Source organism: Leisingera sp. NJS204 (assembly GCF_004123675.1).
Lineage (GTDB): Bacteria > Pseudomonadota > Alphaproteobacteria > Rhodobacterales > Rhodobacteraceae > Leisingera.
This window is the reverse complement of sequence record NZ_CP035417.1, coordinates 1,535,579-1,552,362: the sequence shown is the minus strand read 5'-3', so window position 1 is coordinate 1,552,362 and position 16,784 is coordinate 1,535,579. Positions and strand designations below refer to the sequence as shown.

At 59.2% G+C, this 16,784-nt stretch carries 15 protein-coding genes and 4 pseudogenes; 9 read left to right on the top strand and 10 right to left on the bottom strand.

Features of this window, described 5'->3' with window-relative positions:
- Positions 1-185 precede the first annotated feature (185 nt).
- Positions 186-1,153, top strand: a pseudogene (locus tag ETW24_RS07625) (IS5 family transposase).
- Positions 1,154-1,452: 299 nt separating this feature from the next.
- On the opposite strand, the gene ETW24_RS07620 reads toward ETW24_RS07625, so the two are convergent.
- On the bottom strand, positions 1,453-2,523 hold the full coding sequence (locus ETW24_RS07620; RefSeq protein ID WP_129370468.1) for an IS110 family transposase: 1,071 nt from the start codon (positions 2,521-2,523) through the stop codon (positions 1,453-1,455).
- A gap of 390 nt (positions 2,524-2,913) precedes the next feature.
- Between ETW24_RS07620 and ETW24_RS07615 the strand changes: the two are divergent.
- Positions 2,914-4,104: pseudogene (locus ETW24_RS07615) on the top strand (IS3 family transposase).
- 112 nt (positions 4,105-4,216) lie between these two features.
- Here ETW24_RS07615 and ETW24_RS24475 read toward each other — a convergent pair.
- Entirely contained in the window at positions 4,217-4,789 is a 573-nt protein-coding gene (locus ETW24_RS24475; protein ID WP_205877377.1) for a transposase, read from the bottom strand.
- Positions 4,790-4,834: 45 nt separating this feature from the next.
- Entirely contained in the window at positions 4,835-4,984 is a 150-nt protein-coding gene (locus tag ETW24_RS25190) for a hypothetical protein (RefSeq protein WP_205877375.1), read from the bottom strand.
- Between the two features lie 484 nt (positions 4,985-5,468).
- On the opposite strand from ETW24_RS25190, the pseudogene ETW24_RS07595 reads away from it, so the two are divergent.
- Positions 5,469-6,361, top strand: a pseudogene (locus tag ETW24_RS07595) (IS5 family transposase).
- 228 nt (positions 6,362-6,589) lie between these two features.
- On the opposite strand, the gene ETW24_RS07590 reads toward ETW24_RS07595, so the two are convergent.
- The 3 genes and pseudogenes from ETW24_RS07590 to ETW24_RS07580 all read right to left on the bottom strand — a co-directional run bounded on the left by ETW24_RS07590 (position 6,590) and on the right by ETW24_RS07580 (position 8,622).
- Complete coding sequence (locus ETW24_RS07590) at positions 6,590-7,486, bottom strand: thymidylate synthase (RefSeq protein ID WP_129370466.1); 897 nt, start codon at positions 7,484-7,486, stop codon at positions 6,590-6,592.
- A 199-nt stretch (positions 7,487-7,685) separates the two neighbouring features.
- A pseudogene (gene thyA, locus ETW24_RS07585) lies at positions 7,686-8,275 on the bottom strand (thymidylate synthase); the annotation flags it as partial.
- 77 nt (positions 8,276-8,352) lie between these two features.
- Positions 8,353-8,622 (bottom strand): hypothetical protein, encoded by a 270-nt coding sequence (locus ETW24_RS07580; RefSeq protein WP_164982711.1) that lies wholly within the window; start codon positions 8,620-8,622, stop codon positions 8,353-8,355.
- A 92-nt stretch (positions 8,623-8,714) separates the two neighbouring features.
- Here ETW24_RS07580 and ETW24_RS07575 point away from each other — a divergent pair, with 92 nt between their 5' ends.
- From ETW24_RS07575 to ETW24_RS07565, 3 genes are all read left to right on the top strand, one after another.
- Complete coding sequence (locus ETW24_RS07575; protein WP_129370464.1) at positions 8,715-9,635, top strand: thymidylate synthase; 921 nt, start codon at positions 8,715-8,717, stop codon at positions 9,633-9,635.
- A 315-nt stretch (positions 9,636-9,950) separates the two neighbouring features.
- Complete coding sequence (locus tag ETW24_RS07570; protein WP_254695724.1) at positions 9,951-11,072, top strand: surface lipoprotein assembly modifier; 1,122 nt, start codon at positions 9,951-9,953, stop codon at positions 11,070-11,072.
- A gap of 77 nt (positions 11,073-11,149) precedes the next feature.
- Complete coding sequence (locus ETW24_RS07565) at positions 11,150-11,578, top strand: VOC family protein (RefSeq protein WP_129370462.1); 429 nt, start codon at positions 11,150-11,152, stop codon at positions 11,576-11,578.
- 289 nt (positions 11,579-11,867) lie between these two features.
- On the opposite strand, the gene ETW24_RS07560 is transcribed toward ETW24_RS07565, so the two are convergent.
- The 3 genes from ETW24_RS07560 to ETW24_RS07550 all read right to left on the bottom strand — a co-directional run bounded on the left by ETW24_RS07560 (position 11,868) and on the right by ETW24_RS07550 (position 13,123).
- The gene (locus tag ETW24_RS07560; protein WP_129370461.1) at positions 11,868-12,365 is read right to left on the bottom strand and encodes a MarR family winged helix-turn-helix transcriptional regulator; all 498 of its coding nucleotides are present in this window, start codon (positions 12,363-12,365) and stop codon (positions 11,868-11,870) included.
- 76 nt (positions 12,366-12,441) lie between these two features.
- Positions 12,442-12,699, bottom strand: a complete 258-nt coding sequence (locus tag ETW24_RS07555; RefSeq protein WP_129372870.1) for a succinate dehydrogenase assembly factor 2 — start codon at positions 12,697-12,699, stop codon at positions 12,442-12,444.
- Positions 12,700-12,706: 7 nt separating this feature from the next.
- Positions 12,707-13,123: a helix-turn-helix domain-containing protein gene (locus ETW24_RS07550; protein ID WP_129370460.1), complete on the bottom strand. Its 417-nt coding sequence runs from the start codon at positions 13,121-13,123 to the stop codon at positions 12,707-12,709.
- A gap of 97 nt (positions 13,124-13,220) precedes the next feature.
- Between ETW24_RS07550 and ETW24_RS07545 the strand changes: the two genes are divergently transcribed.
- Complete coding sequence (locus ETW24_RS07545; RefSeq protein WP_129370459.1) at positions 13,221-14,423, top strand: pyridoxal phosphate-dependent aminotransferase; 1,203 nt, start codon at positions 13,221-13,223, stop codon at positions 14,421-14,423.
- Positions 14,424-14,438: 15 nt separating this feature from the next.
- Positions 14,439-14,852, top strand: a complete 414-nt coding sequence (locus tag ETW24_RS07540; protein ID WP_129370458.1) for a hypothetical protein — start codon at positions 14,439-14,441, stop codon at positions 14,850-14,852.
- 21 nt (positions 14,853-14,873) lie between these two features.
- Here the strand turns inward: ETW24_RS07540 and ETW24_RS07535 are convergent, their stop codons facing one another.
- A complete protein-coding gene (locus ETW24_RS07535) occupies positions 14,874-15,650 on the bottom strand; it encodes a hypothetical protein (RefSeq protein ID WP_129370457.1) in 777 nt (258 codons plus the stop codon).
- A 210-nt stretch (positions 15,651-15,860) separates the two neighbouring features.
- Here ETW24_RS07535 and ETW24_RS07530 point away from each other — a divergent pair, with 210 nt between their 5' ends.
- Positions 15,861-16,724 carry a delta-class carbonic anhydrase gene (locus ETW24_RS07530; protein ID WP_164982710.1) on the top strand — a complete coding sequence of 288 codons (864 nt, stop codon included), beginning with the start codon at positions 15,861-15,863 and terminating at the stop codon, positions 16,722-16,724.
- The last annotated feature ends 60 nt before the right edge of the window (positions 16,725-16,784 follow it).

Below are 16,784 nucleotides of genomic sequence, written 5' to 3'. Positions count from 1 at the left end.
TGGGGCTGGGGGGATCGCATTTAATTGGAATGGTGAACACAGGGGAAACTTGAACGAGGCCTTCGGGTGCGTCAAGGAAGCCCTGTGTTTACTGAAAAACCAGATTTGGCGCCCACTCGGCGTTGTTGCAGAACTCCTTGGTGTAGGGATTCACGTTGCGAATCCGGTAAGTTAAATTGCTCGGTATGAGCAAACCTGAACCTGCCCGCTATCGCACTACGAACTGGAAGTCCTATAACAAGGCCCTGAAACGGCGTGGTTCTCTGTTGATCTGGCTAGACCAGGACATGGTATGGCATGCCCCTAAGGCCGGACGCCCAGGGCGGCCGCCGGTGTTCTCCGGTGCGGCGATCCTGTTCGCCTGATGGTGAAAGTGCTGTTCGGCCTGCCGCTCCGGCAAACGACCGGGATGGCGTCGAGCATTCTGCATATGGCTGGTCTGGATTGACCGGTTCCCGACTTTTCCACCCTGGCCGCAGACAGAAGAACATCACCATCAGAATCTCGAGCCGTCGGACGCCCACCCTCAACCAGCTAGTGGACAGCACAGGGATCAAGTTTCTTGGTGATCGCGAATGGCTGGCCCGGAAGCACGGCACCCGGCGCAGGCGCCAATACCGCAAGGTTCATGTTGCGATGGACATGCGCACCGGCGACATCCGGGCCGTGGAATTCACCTCAAGCCGTGAGGGCGACAGTCCCGTCCTTCCTGACCTGCTCGACCAGATCCCACCGGATCAACTGATCGGCACCGTGACCGGCGATGGGGCTTTCGACACCCGCAGATGCCACTCCGCAATCCTTAAGCGCTGCGGCACCGCCATCATACCCATCCGCAAGAACGGGCGCGCGTGGAAAGAGGATTGCCCCGCAGCAAGCGCCCGCAATGACATTCTCAAGGCGACCCGGCGCCTTGCGCGGACGATCTGGAAACGCTGGCCAGGCTATCACGTCCGAAGTCGGATCGAGGCGACCCTCTCGTGACATTTCTGCACAATGCACTGCCGGGCAATGGATGCGCAGTCTCAAACCCTTCGGAGAGAGGATCGCTTCACGAGACCCCAACCGGCAGACCGCCGAAATCCACATCCGCATTGCCCTCATGAACCGCTTCAATGCACTCGGCCAAGCCGAGATCAAACGCGTGGCCTGACTTCATAGGGGAAAGGGGGGAAGCGCGTCCCGACGACGAATTCTGCAACATGTATAACCGCCCCTTGCGCAAGAAGTATTTTCTAAGCTGATTTTGGCGCGTCATCGGGTGCTGACATGTATGCGGCGTCACACATGCCGCAGGACCCGTATGGTGTTCGCGGATCAGCCCCCAAATCAACGCCGCGTGCTCACAGGCACTTTGTTGCAGGCTGGTTCTTCCGATCCCGTCTCACGACTGTTGCGCCAAACTGCTCCTTGCCCTCTTGTGCTCCAACGTCCTCGCGGCCTACCGCTGGCTCATGCCACCGTGGCCGGAGACTGGTAGACGCCACCCCGGGCTATCAAGGCCCAGACGATCCGCGCCATTTTATTCGCCAGCGCAACGCGCACCAGCATTGGTGGCTTGCGTGACAACATCCCGCCCAGCCACGTGCCTGGCTTGGCCTCGGCATGGACGTGACGCTTGATGATGACGCTGTTGGCGCCAATGATCAGCAGGCGCCTCAGGGACCGCTCGCCCATCCGCTGCCCGGCAGGGCATTGCGACACGCAATGTCCCGGGAGGGTCGTTGCGGCCCCGAGCCGCTGTTTGCCGCCTGTCGAATGCTGGCGGGGCGTGAGGTCGAGCCATGCCGCAAAGTCCCGGGCCTTGCGGAACGTCTCGGGTGGCGGAGCAAGGGTCGCGATGGCCGTAGCGATCAGCGGGCCGATGCCCGGCACCGTCATCAGGCGGCGCGCCACGTCGTTTTCCTTGGCCCGGCGGGCGATCCCGGCATCGAGTTTGACAATCTCTGCCTCCAACTTGGTCAGGGCCGTGATCAGCACCTTGAGTGTGGAGGCGGCATCGGCTGGCAAGCCGCTTTCCGGGTCATCGACGATTGCAATCAGCTTCGACGCGTTGGCCGCCCCTTGCGGTGCGACCTGTCCGAACCCGCTCAAAAGCCCTCGCAGTGCATTGATGGCCTGGGTCCGCTGCCGGATCAGAAGCTCGCGCACGCGAAACACCATAGCCGCGCGCTGTGTCTCTTCGCTCTTTATTGGTACAAAGCGCATTGCCGGACACAGCGCGGCCTCGCAGGTCGCTTCGGCATCGGCTGCATCATTCTTCTGGCGTTTGACAAAGGGAATCACATAGGCGGGAGGGATGAGCCGTACATCACAGCCCAGTTTGCTGATCTCACGGCCCCAGAAATGAGCGCCGCCACAGGCTTCCATCGCGACAACACAGGGCTGCAACCCGCTGAAGAAGGCCGGCACCTGACCCCTCCGCAGCTTCTTGCGCAGAACAGGCTGCCCCGCTGCATCTGCCCCGTGAGCCTGAAACACATTCTTCCCCAGATCGAGCCCGGCCGTGAAAATCTCTGACATGACCGCTCTCCTTTGTGGATCGCTGCAGGCCCACCTTGGCAAAGTGATGCCGTCGGGGTCGGTCACATCATCAACGCCCATTCCATGCCTCGACGATTTGCCAAAGGCTCATTTCAAACCGCCTTACCAGCCTGTCCACCGCTGATTTTGGTGGTTGGCGCAGGGCATCAATGGGACGATGGCGCTACATGTCAGATGGGTGCGTGGATGCACAAAATGAATTTGGTGCAATGGTGCGTGCCAGGTTCGTGTGTGAACTGCAGCATGAGAGCGCTGCCGAAGACGATGAGTACCTCCGGGGAAGAAACATTGAGCTGCCCCCTGAATTTCGGACACTGACGTAAGCTATGATTTGTTGTCTGCTGGTCTTCGACGAAGAGGAGATCAGAGATGTCGAAACGGAAGAACCACTCGCCCGAGTTCAAGGCGAAAGCCGCGCTTGAGGCTTTGAAGGGTGAGCGAACTGCGGCTGAGCTTGCCAGCCAATTCGGCGTCCATCCCACGATGATCCACAGCTGGAAACGCGCTCTGCTGGAAGGCGCGTCCGGCGTGTTTGAACACGGCGGAAAGAAGTCCCCAGAGATCGACGAGGAGCAGGTCAAAGAACTGCACGCGAAGATCGGGAAGCTGGCTGTCGCCAACGATTTTTTGTCACGAAAGCTCAAGCCGTGGACCGGCAAGTGAGGCGCAAGATGGTTGAGCCTGCCAATGCCAACCTGTCGATTGGCAAGCAGTGCAAGCTGCTGTCGATCTCGCGGTCGTCGTTTTACTGCACGCCCAAGGGCGAGACGGCGATGAACCTGATGTTGATGCGCCGGATCGAGGAACAGTTCCTGGAAACGCCGTTCTTTGGTGTCCGCCAGAAGACTTGGCACCTCCGAAACGACGGGCACCTTGTGAACGAGAAGCGCATCCGACGCTTGATGCGGCTGATGGGCTTGATGCCGGTCTATCAGAAACCAAACACCAGCAAAGCAGCGAAAGGGCACAAGACCTATCCCTATCTGTTGCGTGGTCTACGCCTGGAGCGTCCCAATCAGGTGTGGTGTGCCGACATCACGTATCTGCCAATGCGCAGGGGCTTTCTGTATCTGGCGGCGATCATGGATTGGCACACCCGAAAGGTGCTGGCCTGGCGCCTTTCGAACACGCTGGAAGCAGACTTCTGCGTCGAGGCACTGAACGAGGCCATCGCCAGGTTTGGCCCGCCGGAAATCATGAATACGGATCAGGGCAGCCAGTTCACATCTTTTGCCTGGACGAGCAGATTGCGCCGATCCGGCGTGCGGATCTCCCCTCTCGCGCATGCACACATGCGCTGCCGGGCAGCGGATGGATGGCAAGGGGCGCTTCCTCGATAACATCTTCGTCGAGCGGCTCTGGCGGTCGTTGAAATACGAATGCGTCTGCCTGCACGCCTGGGAGACCGGATCAGAGGCGAAGGCGGGCGTTGGGAAATGGATCGATTTCTACAACCGGAAACGCCCACACTCCGCCCTTGGCGGCAAACCCCCAGCCGTGGTCTTTTGGCTGAGAAAAGAAGAAACCCAAACCGATCAGCAGGAGCAGAGAGTAGCTTAACCTACGTCAAAACCTGTCCAAACATTGGGGAGTAGCTCAGAGCATCTTCGGAAATTGCTCCACTTGCACTTCCAGCAGGAGGACCAATTCTTCACCCTAGCAACTGTATTTCTCAGGTGAACTGAGGGGACCATTTCTGACGCGCTTTGACGAGTGCGTTTGCGATTGCAACCAGCTTTCGGGCGACCGCAGTGATGATGACTTTGTGCGGTTTTCCAGCGGATCGAAGGCGTTCTGCAAAGGTTTTGAGAACCGGATTGTGATGGCTGGCGACGAGAGCAGCCTGGAACATGACGTGCCGCAGCAACCGTCGTCCACCTGCAATTGTGCGTTTTCCTTGCATCGCGCCGCTGTCATGTGCAATAGGGGCCAGACCGGCCAGAGCTGCTGCCTGTCCTCCCGGCAGTTGGCCCAGTTCGGGCATTTCAGCGATTAGCATGGAACTGGCGACAGGCCCGATCCCCGGAACGGATCGCAGTATTTCAGCCGCCTCATGCAGATCCTCATTGGTGGCGATGGCGGATTCGATCTGAAACTCCAACGCCGTGAGCAGACGATCCAGCAGAGCCTTTAGTTCGGCGTCCGTGTCTGCGAATATTTCCGCCGTTCCCAGTTTCCGATGCGCCTTTATCTGCGCTAAAAGACGTTTGCGCGTTTCGAGGAGTTGCCCGCGTTTCGAAACCAAGGCTCTGAGAAGACTAGCTTTTGATGCGGCAGACAGCGCGCGGCATCAGGCCTGAATGCCCCTCCCGGCAGATTTGCCCCGCAAATCGCCTGCCGGGCAATGCATGAACCTCGCAATGAGCTCCGCATCTATCCGGTCTGTCTTCGCCTGAGTGCCCTGGCTGGCAGCAAAGGCCTTTATTTGAGCAGGTGGCAATTGTCGTGTCGTAACGCCGGCTGCATCGAAAGCGGCCCACAGCCGTCATTCTTGCCCGCCTGTGGCCTCAAAGCATACCAATACACCTCGCGACATTGCCAAATCGACAACGTCTGAATGCCCTCTGCGCGTATTTGGCAATCGCTGCCGATGGCCGCACGGAAGACAATGAATGTCGAGCCAGTCCCGGCTGACATCTATGCCAATGATCCGTTCCGGTGTTATCGTGTTCATACCCTCTTCCTTCTGCTCCGTGGTCCGATGCGGCCACATTCAACTGTTCGAGACGATGAAGAGAGACGGGGCTGGCTCGCTAGGAAACGTGGTCAAACCCACAAGGTTCAGACGCCATACACCGCCCCGTCAGCAACCTCGGCCAAGGCGACTGACGGGGGCAACATAGCAAACCGGAGATACAGAAGGGTCAGGACCCATTGATTTCGGTTGACCGTCATGATTCACCGGTCAAAAATTGAGCGGTGACATGTCTGATCTCTTTTGGCTGACCGATGCGCAGATGGCGCGACTGGAGCCCTATCTCCCAAAGTCCCATGGCAAGCCTCGGGTCGATGACCGGCGCGTCCTGAGCGGGATTATCTTCATCAATCGCAATGGCTTGCGCTGGCGGGGTGCGCCAAAGGAAAACGGCCCGCATAAGACCTTGCACAACCGTTGGCAGCGCTGGAGCGATAAAGGCATCTTCGCGCAGATGATGGTCGGTCTGGCTGCCGATCAGGGCAAGTCAAAGACTGTAATGATCCCCTTTCGGGACATTGCTGCGCAATGCCCTGCCGGGCAGCGGACGCGACCTATCTGAAGACACATCGAACGGCGACCAGCATGGGCGTCAAGTGAAGCGGGCCAGGAATTGATCCGGGGGATCAATTGCCCACAGAACGGGGGCGTGGACGCCTGATTGGCAGGACCAAAGGCGGCATGAATACCAAATTGCACGCCGTTTGTGACAGCCAGGGCCGCCCGCTGAACCTGTTCGTGACGGCTGGTCAGGTCAGCGACTACATCGGCGCAAGGGCGTTGCTCGGCAGTCTGCCGAAGGTCGATTGGTTGCTCGGAGACCGTGGGGATGACGCGGACTGGTTCAGAGAAGCGCTGCAAGACAAGGGGATCCGCCCATGCATCCCAGGTCGGAAGCGGCGGAAGAAACCCGTCAAGTACGACAAGCGTTGCTACAAACGGCGCAACCGGATTGAGATCATGTTCGGAAGGCTAAGAGATTGGCGACGGGTGGCAACCCGATACGATAGATGCCCCAAGGTCTTTCTATCCGCAACCGCGCTGGCCGCGCTCGTCATCTACTGGCTAGGAGTCCTGAGCCTAATCTTTCCGCCTCTAGAAGGTACAATTCTTCCAGCTTAGCAGTCCTGTTCAAGAAGGTTACGGAGCTTTCGCTCTGTAGCCGAAAAACGCATTTCTCCAACTTTCAGACTGAACTTTTGCTCAATCTCATCGAAGACAAAAAGAAAATGCCAAAATGCTGCCCTGGAACACCCAAGTACATTGGCATAGTGACTACGGCTGATTTTGCCGCCTCGTGACTCTACGACACAGCCGGACTGATAATCAGCCTCTGCAGACATTCTAAGCCTACACCGCCACTTCAGCCTTTATGTGGGGATGGGGATCGTATCCCTCCACTTTAAAGTCCTCAATCTGATAGTCATCAATACTAGCAGCGCGCCTAGTCAGAGAAATTTTGGGCAAGGGTCGAGGTTCGCGCTTCAGCTGCTCGCGGGCCTGTTCAATATGATTGAGATATAGATGCACATCACCACCAAACCAGACCAGTTCGCCCGGTTGAAGATCCGCCTGTTGCGCAAGCATGAGCAGGAGTGCTGAAGCCCCTACGTAGTTGAAGGCGGCGCCCAGCAGCAAATCGACTGACCTCTGGAATAAAATGCAATCCAACCGCCCGTCAGACGTCACATGGTACTGGTATACCATATGACAAGGCGGCAATGCCATCTCTCCTAGTTCGGCGACATTCCAGCCATGAAAGAGCATACGGCGGCTTGCCGGAGTTTCCCGCAGCGACCGGATCAGCATCTCAATCTGGTCATGCTCACGCCCGTCAGCCCCCATCCAGCGCCGCCACTGTTTCCCATAGACGGGGCCGAGTTCACCCCATTGAGCTGCAAAGCTATCGTCTTGAACAACCCTTCGCTCAAATTCCGCTTGCGTTACTTGCTCACCGGTCTCGCGGCGATAGACTGCAAGCGGCCAATCTGTCCAAATCCGTACATTTTCCCGCAGTAGTGGCTGAATGTTCGTTCCACCAGTTAAGAACCAGAGCATTTCCTTGATGGCGGTCTTCCAATAGACGCGCTTGGTCGTCAGAATCGGCGCACTTCCATCCGACAGGTCAAACCGGACCATCGCGCCGAACAGTGACCGCGTTCCAACGCCGGTTCTATCAATGCGTTCGTCCCCGCGCTCTAGAACCTGCTCCATCAGGTCCAGATACTGATACTCCGGATGCCGCATAACTCTGCCTCCACAAACGTTTCTTTACCGCCGCCAGCTAATAACTGCGGCCACTTTCCTCAATCATAATGCAAAGCGCGCGCGGGGTTACAGCTCATTCGGCCACAATAGCGCTATTAAGCCACGGTTGCGCGCAAGGGCCTGAAAAAGCTCAACAACAAGCGGGTCGCGACCTCCGCCATGCCGAAAAAGAACGGCGCCCCAGCAGCAAATCGGCCGATCTCTGGAACAAATGGCAATTCAGGCGCCCGTCAGAGGTCACGTGATACTGATAGACCATATCACTGGGCGGCAGCGCCATCTCCCCCAGTTCCGCAACGTTCCAGCCGTGAAACAGCAGGCGCCGGCTCGCAGGGGGTTCGCGCAGCGAGGGGATCAGCGTCCCGATCTGGTCATGTTCGCGGCCATCTGATCCCATCCAGCGCCGCCACTGTTTCCCGTTTACAGGGCCAAGCCCCCCCCATCGGGCGGCAAAGCCGTTGTCCCCGGTAATTCTGCGCTCAATGTCCTGTTGCGTGATGCCTTCGCCTGTCTCGCGGCGATAGGCGGCCAGTCTGTCCAGATCCGCACATTTTCCCGCAGCAGCGGCTTAATATTGGTGCCCCTGGTCAGAAACCAGAGCATCTCCTTGATTGCGGTTTTCCAATAGACACGCTTGGTCGTCAGAATAGGCGCAGTGCCATCCGATAGATCAAAGCGAACCATGGCGTCGAACAGCGAGCTGGTGCCGACCCCTGTTCTGTCAACCCGCTCGTCCCCGTATTCAAGGGCTCGTTCGATCAGGTCCAGATACTGTTATTCCGGGTGCCGCATGCCTCTGTCTCCACATCTTTTGCTATCAACAGAAACCTGCGCAGCAGGCCTTTTCAATCATAATGAATAACACGTGCAAGGCGATAGCTCATTCTTCTGTCCCAAGAACGTTCCACAACGCTTTGTGAAACAGAAAGCCGCGGCACCAGCCCAGATACCGATGCATGGCTGCTTGCCTCGATTTGCACCCGGAATTCACGCCCCGGCATATCGGCTGCGCCATCAAGCGCCAAGATCAAAAACACCTCCGCGCCGTTCCTTTCATACAACATATGCGCAGCGTGGCTTGAATTGAAGCTACATGCAGGTAGCGTATCCGCCACGGTTGCGTCCAAATGCCAACGGCTCAATTGACAACAGGCCAGCCTGGACCGAAGGTGGCGCAAAACGATAAAACAAATTGAGGTAGAGACAGATGAGGCGCTATTGGCTAGGGCTCGCGGCAGCGTCCGTGCTGTCCGCATGCGGCGGGGGCAATCCGTTTACCACAACGACGGATGACCCCACAGATGATCCGACCACCACCATCCCCGAAGCTCTGGCAAATGACCTTGAGAGCGTCGATTATGACCCAGGCAACCAAACACTGACTGTTACTGGTGTCGGCTTGGATGAAACGCCCTTTACCGCGACTTATATCCGCAAGCCCGCTTTGGACCGCAATGGCTATGAGGCCTATGCCGTTCAAGACAACGCACTGACCGAGCACTCGACTGCCTATGTGCGTCAAACCGAAGGCGGTTACGCTGCTGTCGTTGTGACAGGCGGGCAGTTCGGCACTTACCAGGGCGGCACGACCTACGGGCGCACCGGCAGCTTTACCGCCCCCGATACGGATGCGGGGGCCGGCGGTATCGTCAGCTATGCCGGCACCTATGTGGGTCTGTTGAACATTGACGGCGACGGCGGCGACTTGCTTACCCCCGCTCCCGGCACCGACCCTTCAATTCTCCCCGGCCAATCCGCAGAAGTTACCGGTGATGTCTTCATCAATGCCGACTTCACACAAGACAGTGAAGTCAAAGGCCGGATCTACAACCGCCGGATCACCGACCTGCCTGCAACAGCCGTCGAGGATCTGACCCTCATGAACACGGCGATATCGTCAGACGGCTCGTTTACAGGCGCTGTCAATGCTGGAGGCACAAGTGTCGGCGAATACGGCGGCGTCTTTTCGGGTACGGATGCCGCAACAGTGGCAGGCTCGGTCCACGCGACAAGCCATATTGAAGCCTTCGCGGGGAATACTCCCCCAATCGAGGAGTACGGGGTCTTTGTACTCGGCTCTTGCGATGGTGCCAGTCCCGACCCGGTCTGCAACCAGCCCGACCCTTAAACCATGCGCAAGGCCACCGCGGCTCTCTTTGGGCTGGCCCTGGCAACGGCCCAGCCCCATGCGCAAGAAGCACCAGCGCCGCAGATGCATCTGTCGGTCCAGCAAGGGCACGCCTTAGGCGCGCATGCGCTGAACTCCGGCAACCCCCGGCTGGCTTTGCGGATCGCCAGCGCCTTGCTGCAGGCCGACCGCAAAAACCATGCCGCCTGGCACCTGCAGGCAGCCGCCCATGCCAAAATCGGCCACCCCGGCGAAGGCCGGAAATCCGCCGCACGCGCCTTCCGCTTTGCACCGGACGGCGCTGCGAAGTACCAGATGGCGCAGCTTGCTTCCCGCCTGGCTTTTCAGAGCGGCAGCCCGACTCTGTCGCAATACTGGCTGCGCCGCACTGCCGTATTCGCCCCCGATGACAAGGCCGAGACCCTGATCGCCAAGGATTACAAAACCCTACGGCGCATAAATCCGTGGTCCTTCCGGCTAAGCGGCGGGGTGAAGCCATCAAATAATGTCAACGGCGGTTCGGATGCAGCCACGCAGGAAATTGACGGTCTCTCCTCCCATGTCAACAGGCTTGGGCCAAGAGCCGTTGCGTTATCAGGTATTACCGGCACGCTGGACGCAGGCATCAGCCGCCGCTTGAGGCAAAACGAAACAAGCCTGACCTCCTTAAGCGGCCGTCTTTACATTCAGCGTGTGGCTCTGTCCTCCAGCGCCAAGGCAAAGGCCGCTGAATTGGCCGGGCAAACTGGTACAACGGTGCCGCGCAACTCCGAATTCGGCTCTACTTATGGTGAAATCACCTTAAGCCATGCCTTTACCGCTGGTCCCAGGAAGAAAGGTGGCAGCGCCCGGATCTCCGTAACCAGTGCAACTTCCTGGTATGGCGGGGAACGGAACTATGATCTGGCAAAGGTGACCGCTGCACGCAGTTGGGCGCTATCACCTCAGATGCGCTTCACTCTTGATGGAAGCGCCGAACACCGCCTGAATCCTCGGTATGCTTCTTTGGATGCGGATGTGTTTGGCTTAGGCGCCTCGCTCTCCCGGAAACTGGCCAATGGTGACAACCTGAGCGTCACACTTGGCCTTCGCGATACCCAAGCGGAAAGCGACAGCTCCACCACGAAATCAGCAACACTCAGGGTCGGCTATACCTTTGGTCAGAAAGCAGGGCCGGTCAAGGTCAGCACCGGGTTGATCCTAGGGGCCGCCGACTACCCCACCTACATCTTCAACAATGGAACAGACTGGGTTCCGATTCCTGGCGGACGGCAGGACCATTCCGCTTACGCCGATTTGAACCTATTCTTTGAAGACTATGACTATGCCGGTTTTGCGCCGATGCTGCGATTGCGTGCCGGAAAAAAATTCTCGAACCATAGCCGCTTTGAAAGCTCGGAATTCTCTGTCTCTCTGGGCATTGAATCAAAATTCTGAGAGAACCTTGGCGCTTTCGCTGGCCATTGCGCACCGCCCCGGTAAAATCCCCCAAACATAGACAGGAAAGTCCGCCGATGCCCCTCACATATCTGCACACCATGGTCCGAGTGAAAGATCTGAAAAAATCCATGGCATTTTACACTCTTCTGGGCCTGCGTGAGACGCGCCGCTGGGAGAATGAGCAGGGCCGGTTCACCCTGGTCTTCATGGCCCCGCCGGACCAGGAGGAGGCGCCGCTGGAACTGACCTGGAACTGGGACGGCGATGATGCGCTGCCTGATGACAGCCGTCATTTCGGGCATCTCGCCTATGGTGTTGATGATATCTATGCCGCCTGCCAGCACCTGATGGACAATGGCGTCACCATCAACCGCCCGCCCCGCGACGGGCATATGGCCTTTGTCCGCTCCCCCGACAATGTGTCAATAGAACTGCTGCAAAACGGTGAGCCGCTGGCACCGGCAGAACCCTGGGCCAGCATGGAAAACACCGGCAAGTGGTAGAGCAACACCCCGTTCCGCAACGCAAAAAACCCGGCGCAGCACCGCCTTGGTGCTGCCCGCTCCATGCGGCATCTGCATCCGCCTATTGGTTTCCTGCAACCCTCAAACCCGGTAACAAGGGCGGCCGCTTCTGCAGCCGTCTGCCATGGACCTTCATGCGGATCCTGGCGCTTTGCCCTTCAATACGTCCAGAGCACGGTTTCCCCTCATGCCCTGTCAGCGGCCCGCCGGTGTTTTCCCGGCTTTTGCGGCCCGTTGCCCGCTGGGATTTCACACCCCAACCGGCGGCTTAGTAAATGTAACGGATCTGGTCAGACCAATACCGCTCCATCCGCTTCAGCGCGGTGGAGATATCATCGATCCCTTGGGAGGAGATCACATCCTTGTTCTCCAGGCCTTCCGCATGGCGCGAGAACAGCGCTGAGACGATATCGCGGATTTCCCGGCCCCGCGGGGTCAGGCGGACACGCACCGACCGGCGGTCGATCTCGCAGCGCTGATGGTGCATATAGCCCATCTCGACCAGCTTCTTCAGGTTATAGCTGACATTGCTGCCCTGATAGTAGCCGCGGGTCTTCAATTCCCCGGCGGTCACTTCATTGTCGCCGATGTTGAACAGCAGCAGCGCCTGCACCGCGTTGATCTCCAGCACGCCGACGCGTTCGAACTCATCTTTGATGACGTCCAGCAGCAGACGATGAAGGCGCTCAAGCAGACCCAGCGCCTCCAGGTAGCCAGTCATGAACCCTTTGCGGTCCGTCTGGCCGATTGGCATTTCCATACTCATTCGCATCTCCGACTCGAATTTGCTCTTGAGACAAGATGCCAACAATTCCCCAAAAATCAGTTAAGCCGGTATTTTATTATTTTTGGTACGTTTGCGATATATCGGCAACCAGGGTGCGGAACCGCTCTTGCGGTGCCGCCTGACCGGTGACCCATTGATACAGATCCTGATCATTCTCAAGCAGCAGCTGATCATAAAGATCCAGCTGCGCCTCGTTCATCTGCTCAAGATTCGCGGCTGCAAAAGCTGACAGAAGGATATCCATTTCCTTGATACCCCGGCGCATTGAACGCATCTGCAGCCGCTTCAGACGGGTGGCACGGTCTTCCTGCATCCCGGTCTCAGGCAGCTTCAGTTGCCTGGCTTTCATTGACTTGCAGCAGGGTCCGCAGTTTTTTCTCCAAACGCGCCGCGCGATCTGCATTCTGGCGCATCTCGCTGCGCAGATCGCGCAATTCGCTCAGAACGCTTGCGAAATCACCAGCGTCCAGCTCCAGCGGCGCCGGTTCCGACATGCCTTCGCCTTCGCCGGTAAGCAGCCACGACATGGAGACGTTCAACACACCCGCCAGCATGGTCAGCTTGTTGGCACGCGGTTCTGCCAGATCCCGCTCCCAAGCGCTGAGAGTGGATTTCTTGATGCCAAGCCGGCGCGCCAGCTGGCCCTGGGTCATCCCGGCAGCTTCCCGTGCGGCCGCCACGCGGTCGCCGAAAGTTGCTGCATCCGGACCGTACCAGTCTGTGTTCTGCTCCGTCATTGCCAGTTCTCCTAAATCCAGTTTCGACGCGGCTTGATCGCCATCTAGCCGCACCCTATGACAGTTATGCGAAACATACAAACCAAGGCCATAGCCCATGTCTTTCCTGTCCGAGACCTTATCCCGCGTCAAACCGTCACCGACCATTGCAATGACCGCAAAAGCCGCCGAGCTGCGGACCGCGGGACGCGACGTCATCGGCCTCAGCGCCGGCGAGCCGGACTTTGACACGCCGCAGAACATCAAGGACGCAGCGGTCGCCGCCATTGCCGCGGGCAAGACCAAATACACCGCCCCCGACGGTATCCCCGAGCTGAAGCAGGCGGTCTGCGCCAAGATGAAGCGCGACCACGGGCTGGACTACACACCCGCGCAGGTGTCGGTCGGAACCGGCGGCAAACAGACGCTGTATAATGCGCTGATGGCGACCCTGAATGCGGGCGACGAGGTTGTGATCCCTGCCCCCTATTGGGTCAGCTACCCGGATATGGTGCTGCTGGCCGGCGGCACGCCGGTGATTGCCGAGACCTCGATCCAGACCAATTTCAAGCTGACCGCCGATCAGCTGGAGGCCGCGATCACCCCGAACACCAAATGGTTCATCTTCAACTCCCCCTCCAACCCCACCGGTGCGGGCTACAGCCGGGACGAGTTGAAGGCGCTGACGGATGTGCTGATGCGCCACCCGCATGTCTGGGTGATGACCGACGACATGTACGAACACCTGGCCTATGACGGGTTCGAATTCTGCACGCCCGCCCAGGTGGAGCCGGCGCTGTACAGTCGCACCCTCACCTGCAACGGCGTCTCCAAGGCTTATGCGATGACCGGCTGGCGCATCGGCTATGCAGCAGGCCCGGAAAAACTGATCGCCGCCATGCGCAAGGTGCAATCACAATCCACCTCCAATCCTTGCTCGGTCAGCCAATGGGCCGCGGTCGAGGCACTGAACGGCACCCAGGACTTTCTGGCCCCCAACAACGAGACATTCGTCCGCCGCCGCGACCTGGTGGTGCGGATGCTGAACGAAATCGACGGCATCTCCTGCCCGACGCCGGAAGGCGCCTTTTACGTCTACCCGTCGATTGCCGGGCTGATCGGCAAAACCACGCCCGCAGGCAAGGTAATCGAAACAGACGAGGATTTCGCCACTGCCCTGCTGGAAGAGGCCGACGTCGCGGTGGTATTCGGTGCCGCCTTCGGGCTGTCGCCGAACTTCCGCGTCAGCTACGCTACATCCGACGCAGCGCTGGAGACGGCCTGCAGCCGCGTCCAGGCCTTCTGCGCCTCGCTGACGTAAACAGGAGAACAAGACATGAGCGCCGATCTGCCGGACTATTACTTCCGCGTCCGTGAAAACGGCGCTTTTGTCTTTCGCGTGGACACCGAGAACCGCCAGCGGCGGATCGAAATGGACCAGATCGCCGTTGTGAACATCCGCAACGGCGAGATCAAACCGCATGGCCAGCGCGAATTGTCCGAACAGGACATCGCCGAGATCAAATCCTGGATGGAAGACCGCGCCGCCACCATTGCCGCCCGCGATACCGACGATATCCACCGCGCCATCGATCACCTGAACCTTACCGCTCATTGGGCCAACAGCCGGGCTACGGATGCGCAGCTGGAAGACGTCACCGACGCTTTGCTGCTGGCCATGCACGACCTGCGCGGCGTGCTGGTACGCAAAAAGGCCGACCGGCTGATGAAGGACCGAAGCGGGGACTGACCTCCCTCCCGCCCGGATGCTTCAGCCGCAGTACAGCGACCGCACTGAATAAGACCGGAACCGGGTCTCCGCCCGCCCGGGGGCCGGGTCTTGCAGGCCTGCCTGGCGCCTGGGCAACAGCGGGTTGCCCAGCACAAACCTTCTGCGCTGCCACAACTGTTCTGCCGTTCCGGCCTCAGGCGCGCGCAGCCCCAGCCGCAACTGCAGATGCAGGCTCCATCTTTCATGGCGGTCACCACCCAGGCGGAACAGCTGCCGGCTGTCCTGCTGCGGGCGGGACACCGGCGCCGGCCCGTCCAAACTGGCAACCTGACAGATATACTGCTCCTTGACCGTGGCCTCCAGATAGGCGCCGCTCCGCGTCAGGGTGATCTTGTGACCGCCCTTGATCCCTGCCCCGCGGATGGCAAATTCCAGCACCTCCGGCAGCTTGAAGATCCGCGTTCCGGGTCCGAAAAGCCGCCCCTCGCCCTGCCAGCCTGATCCGCTGGCAAAATGCAGCAGGTAACGGCCCGGCGGCACCAGCACTTTGAAGAACGCACCGCCCTTGAAATAGGCTGCCAGCGCCTCCTCGCCGCTGTCTTCGCTGCTTAGCACCAGATAATAATCCGCTCCCGGCGGGCTTTTCACCTGCAGTGGAAACACGGCCGGCAGTCCGGTTTTGTTCCACATCAGCCCGTTCCGGGGCCGCTCAGTCTCTGCCGCGGCGCCCGCAGCCAGGGCGATCAAAACCAGGCAGGCCAGCAAAACGCCCCAAAGAGACGCCGGAAAAACAAAAGCGGGAACGGAATTTGCCATTGCAGGTGCCTCCTGACTGCCGGTGCGATGATCCTGCCAAGTGTACCACACCGCTTCAGCGGATGCAGATCAACCCTTAGGGGATTAATTTTGCATTTACACAATCAAAGTATCACTTCAGGATTGTTATCGCCTGGACAGCCCCGCAGCCGAAAAAACGCGGTGCACCGGTACGTCCCGCTTAAGTTCTCAGTTACAACAGGAATCGTCATGCAAAAACCTATTCTGTCCCTGGCCGCCGCCACTGTTTCAACACTGCTCGCCGGGACCGCAGCCCATGCCGCCGGCGCAGGCGCCGTTGCGGACAGTGTGATTGCCGAACAGCGCGCAGCCCTCGCGGCCAAGACCAAGGGCGCCGGTTTCGGCCCCCAGTCGCCGCGCGACATAGACGCCGCCGCTGGCAGCAACACGCGCAGTTTCCAGGCGGCGCCGGATTATGCGGAAATGAACCTGTGCAACATCCACTTTCACGAAAACGCCGAACACCGCGGCGGTGACTTCACAACTTTCGCCGGCAATGGCGACGGCCACGGCTATGGCACCGGCTACAAATACGACGGCACGCTGACCGCCGCTGAACTGGCGCCGCTGGATCACCCCGTCGGTGCCACCGCGCACGGCGACCTGCAGCCCGGCGACACGATCGAGGTGCATTACGTCCACTCCACCGCCCAGGTGCAGCCCGGCCCGACCCTTGGGTCCTGTCTCAGCGACGCGATCAAGAACCCGCAGCTGCGGGTCGAGGCACAGGTTTTTGTGCTGGTGAACGACGAAAATGCGCTCGACTTCAACACGCTGGCCTGGATTGGCAAGGCAAACGGGCTGCATCAGGCCAGCAATATTCCCAGCGATACCGGCACCCCGGTGCAATATGCCGGCTCCACCACCGGCCCCGGCTATAACGAGAACGGTTCCCCCTTCCAGGTCTCCTGGAGCGTGCGCCCCAAGGTCGCCAAGGTGAACATTCATTCCGTCGCCAAATGGCTGGAAGGCAATGTCTTTATGGAGGATCACGCCCACGGTGTGCGCAATCTGGTGATGAACCCGGATCTGCTGTCTGACATCAGCCACTAGAGACGGCCGCGCTAAGGCGCTGATTGCTTGTCCGCCGAATCCCCCCACGCAGGACAAGCC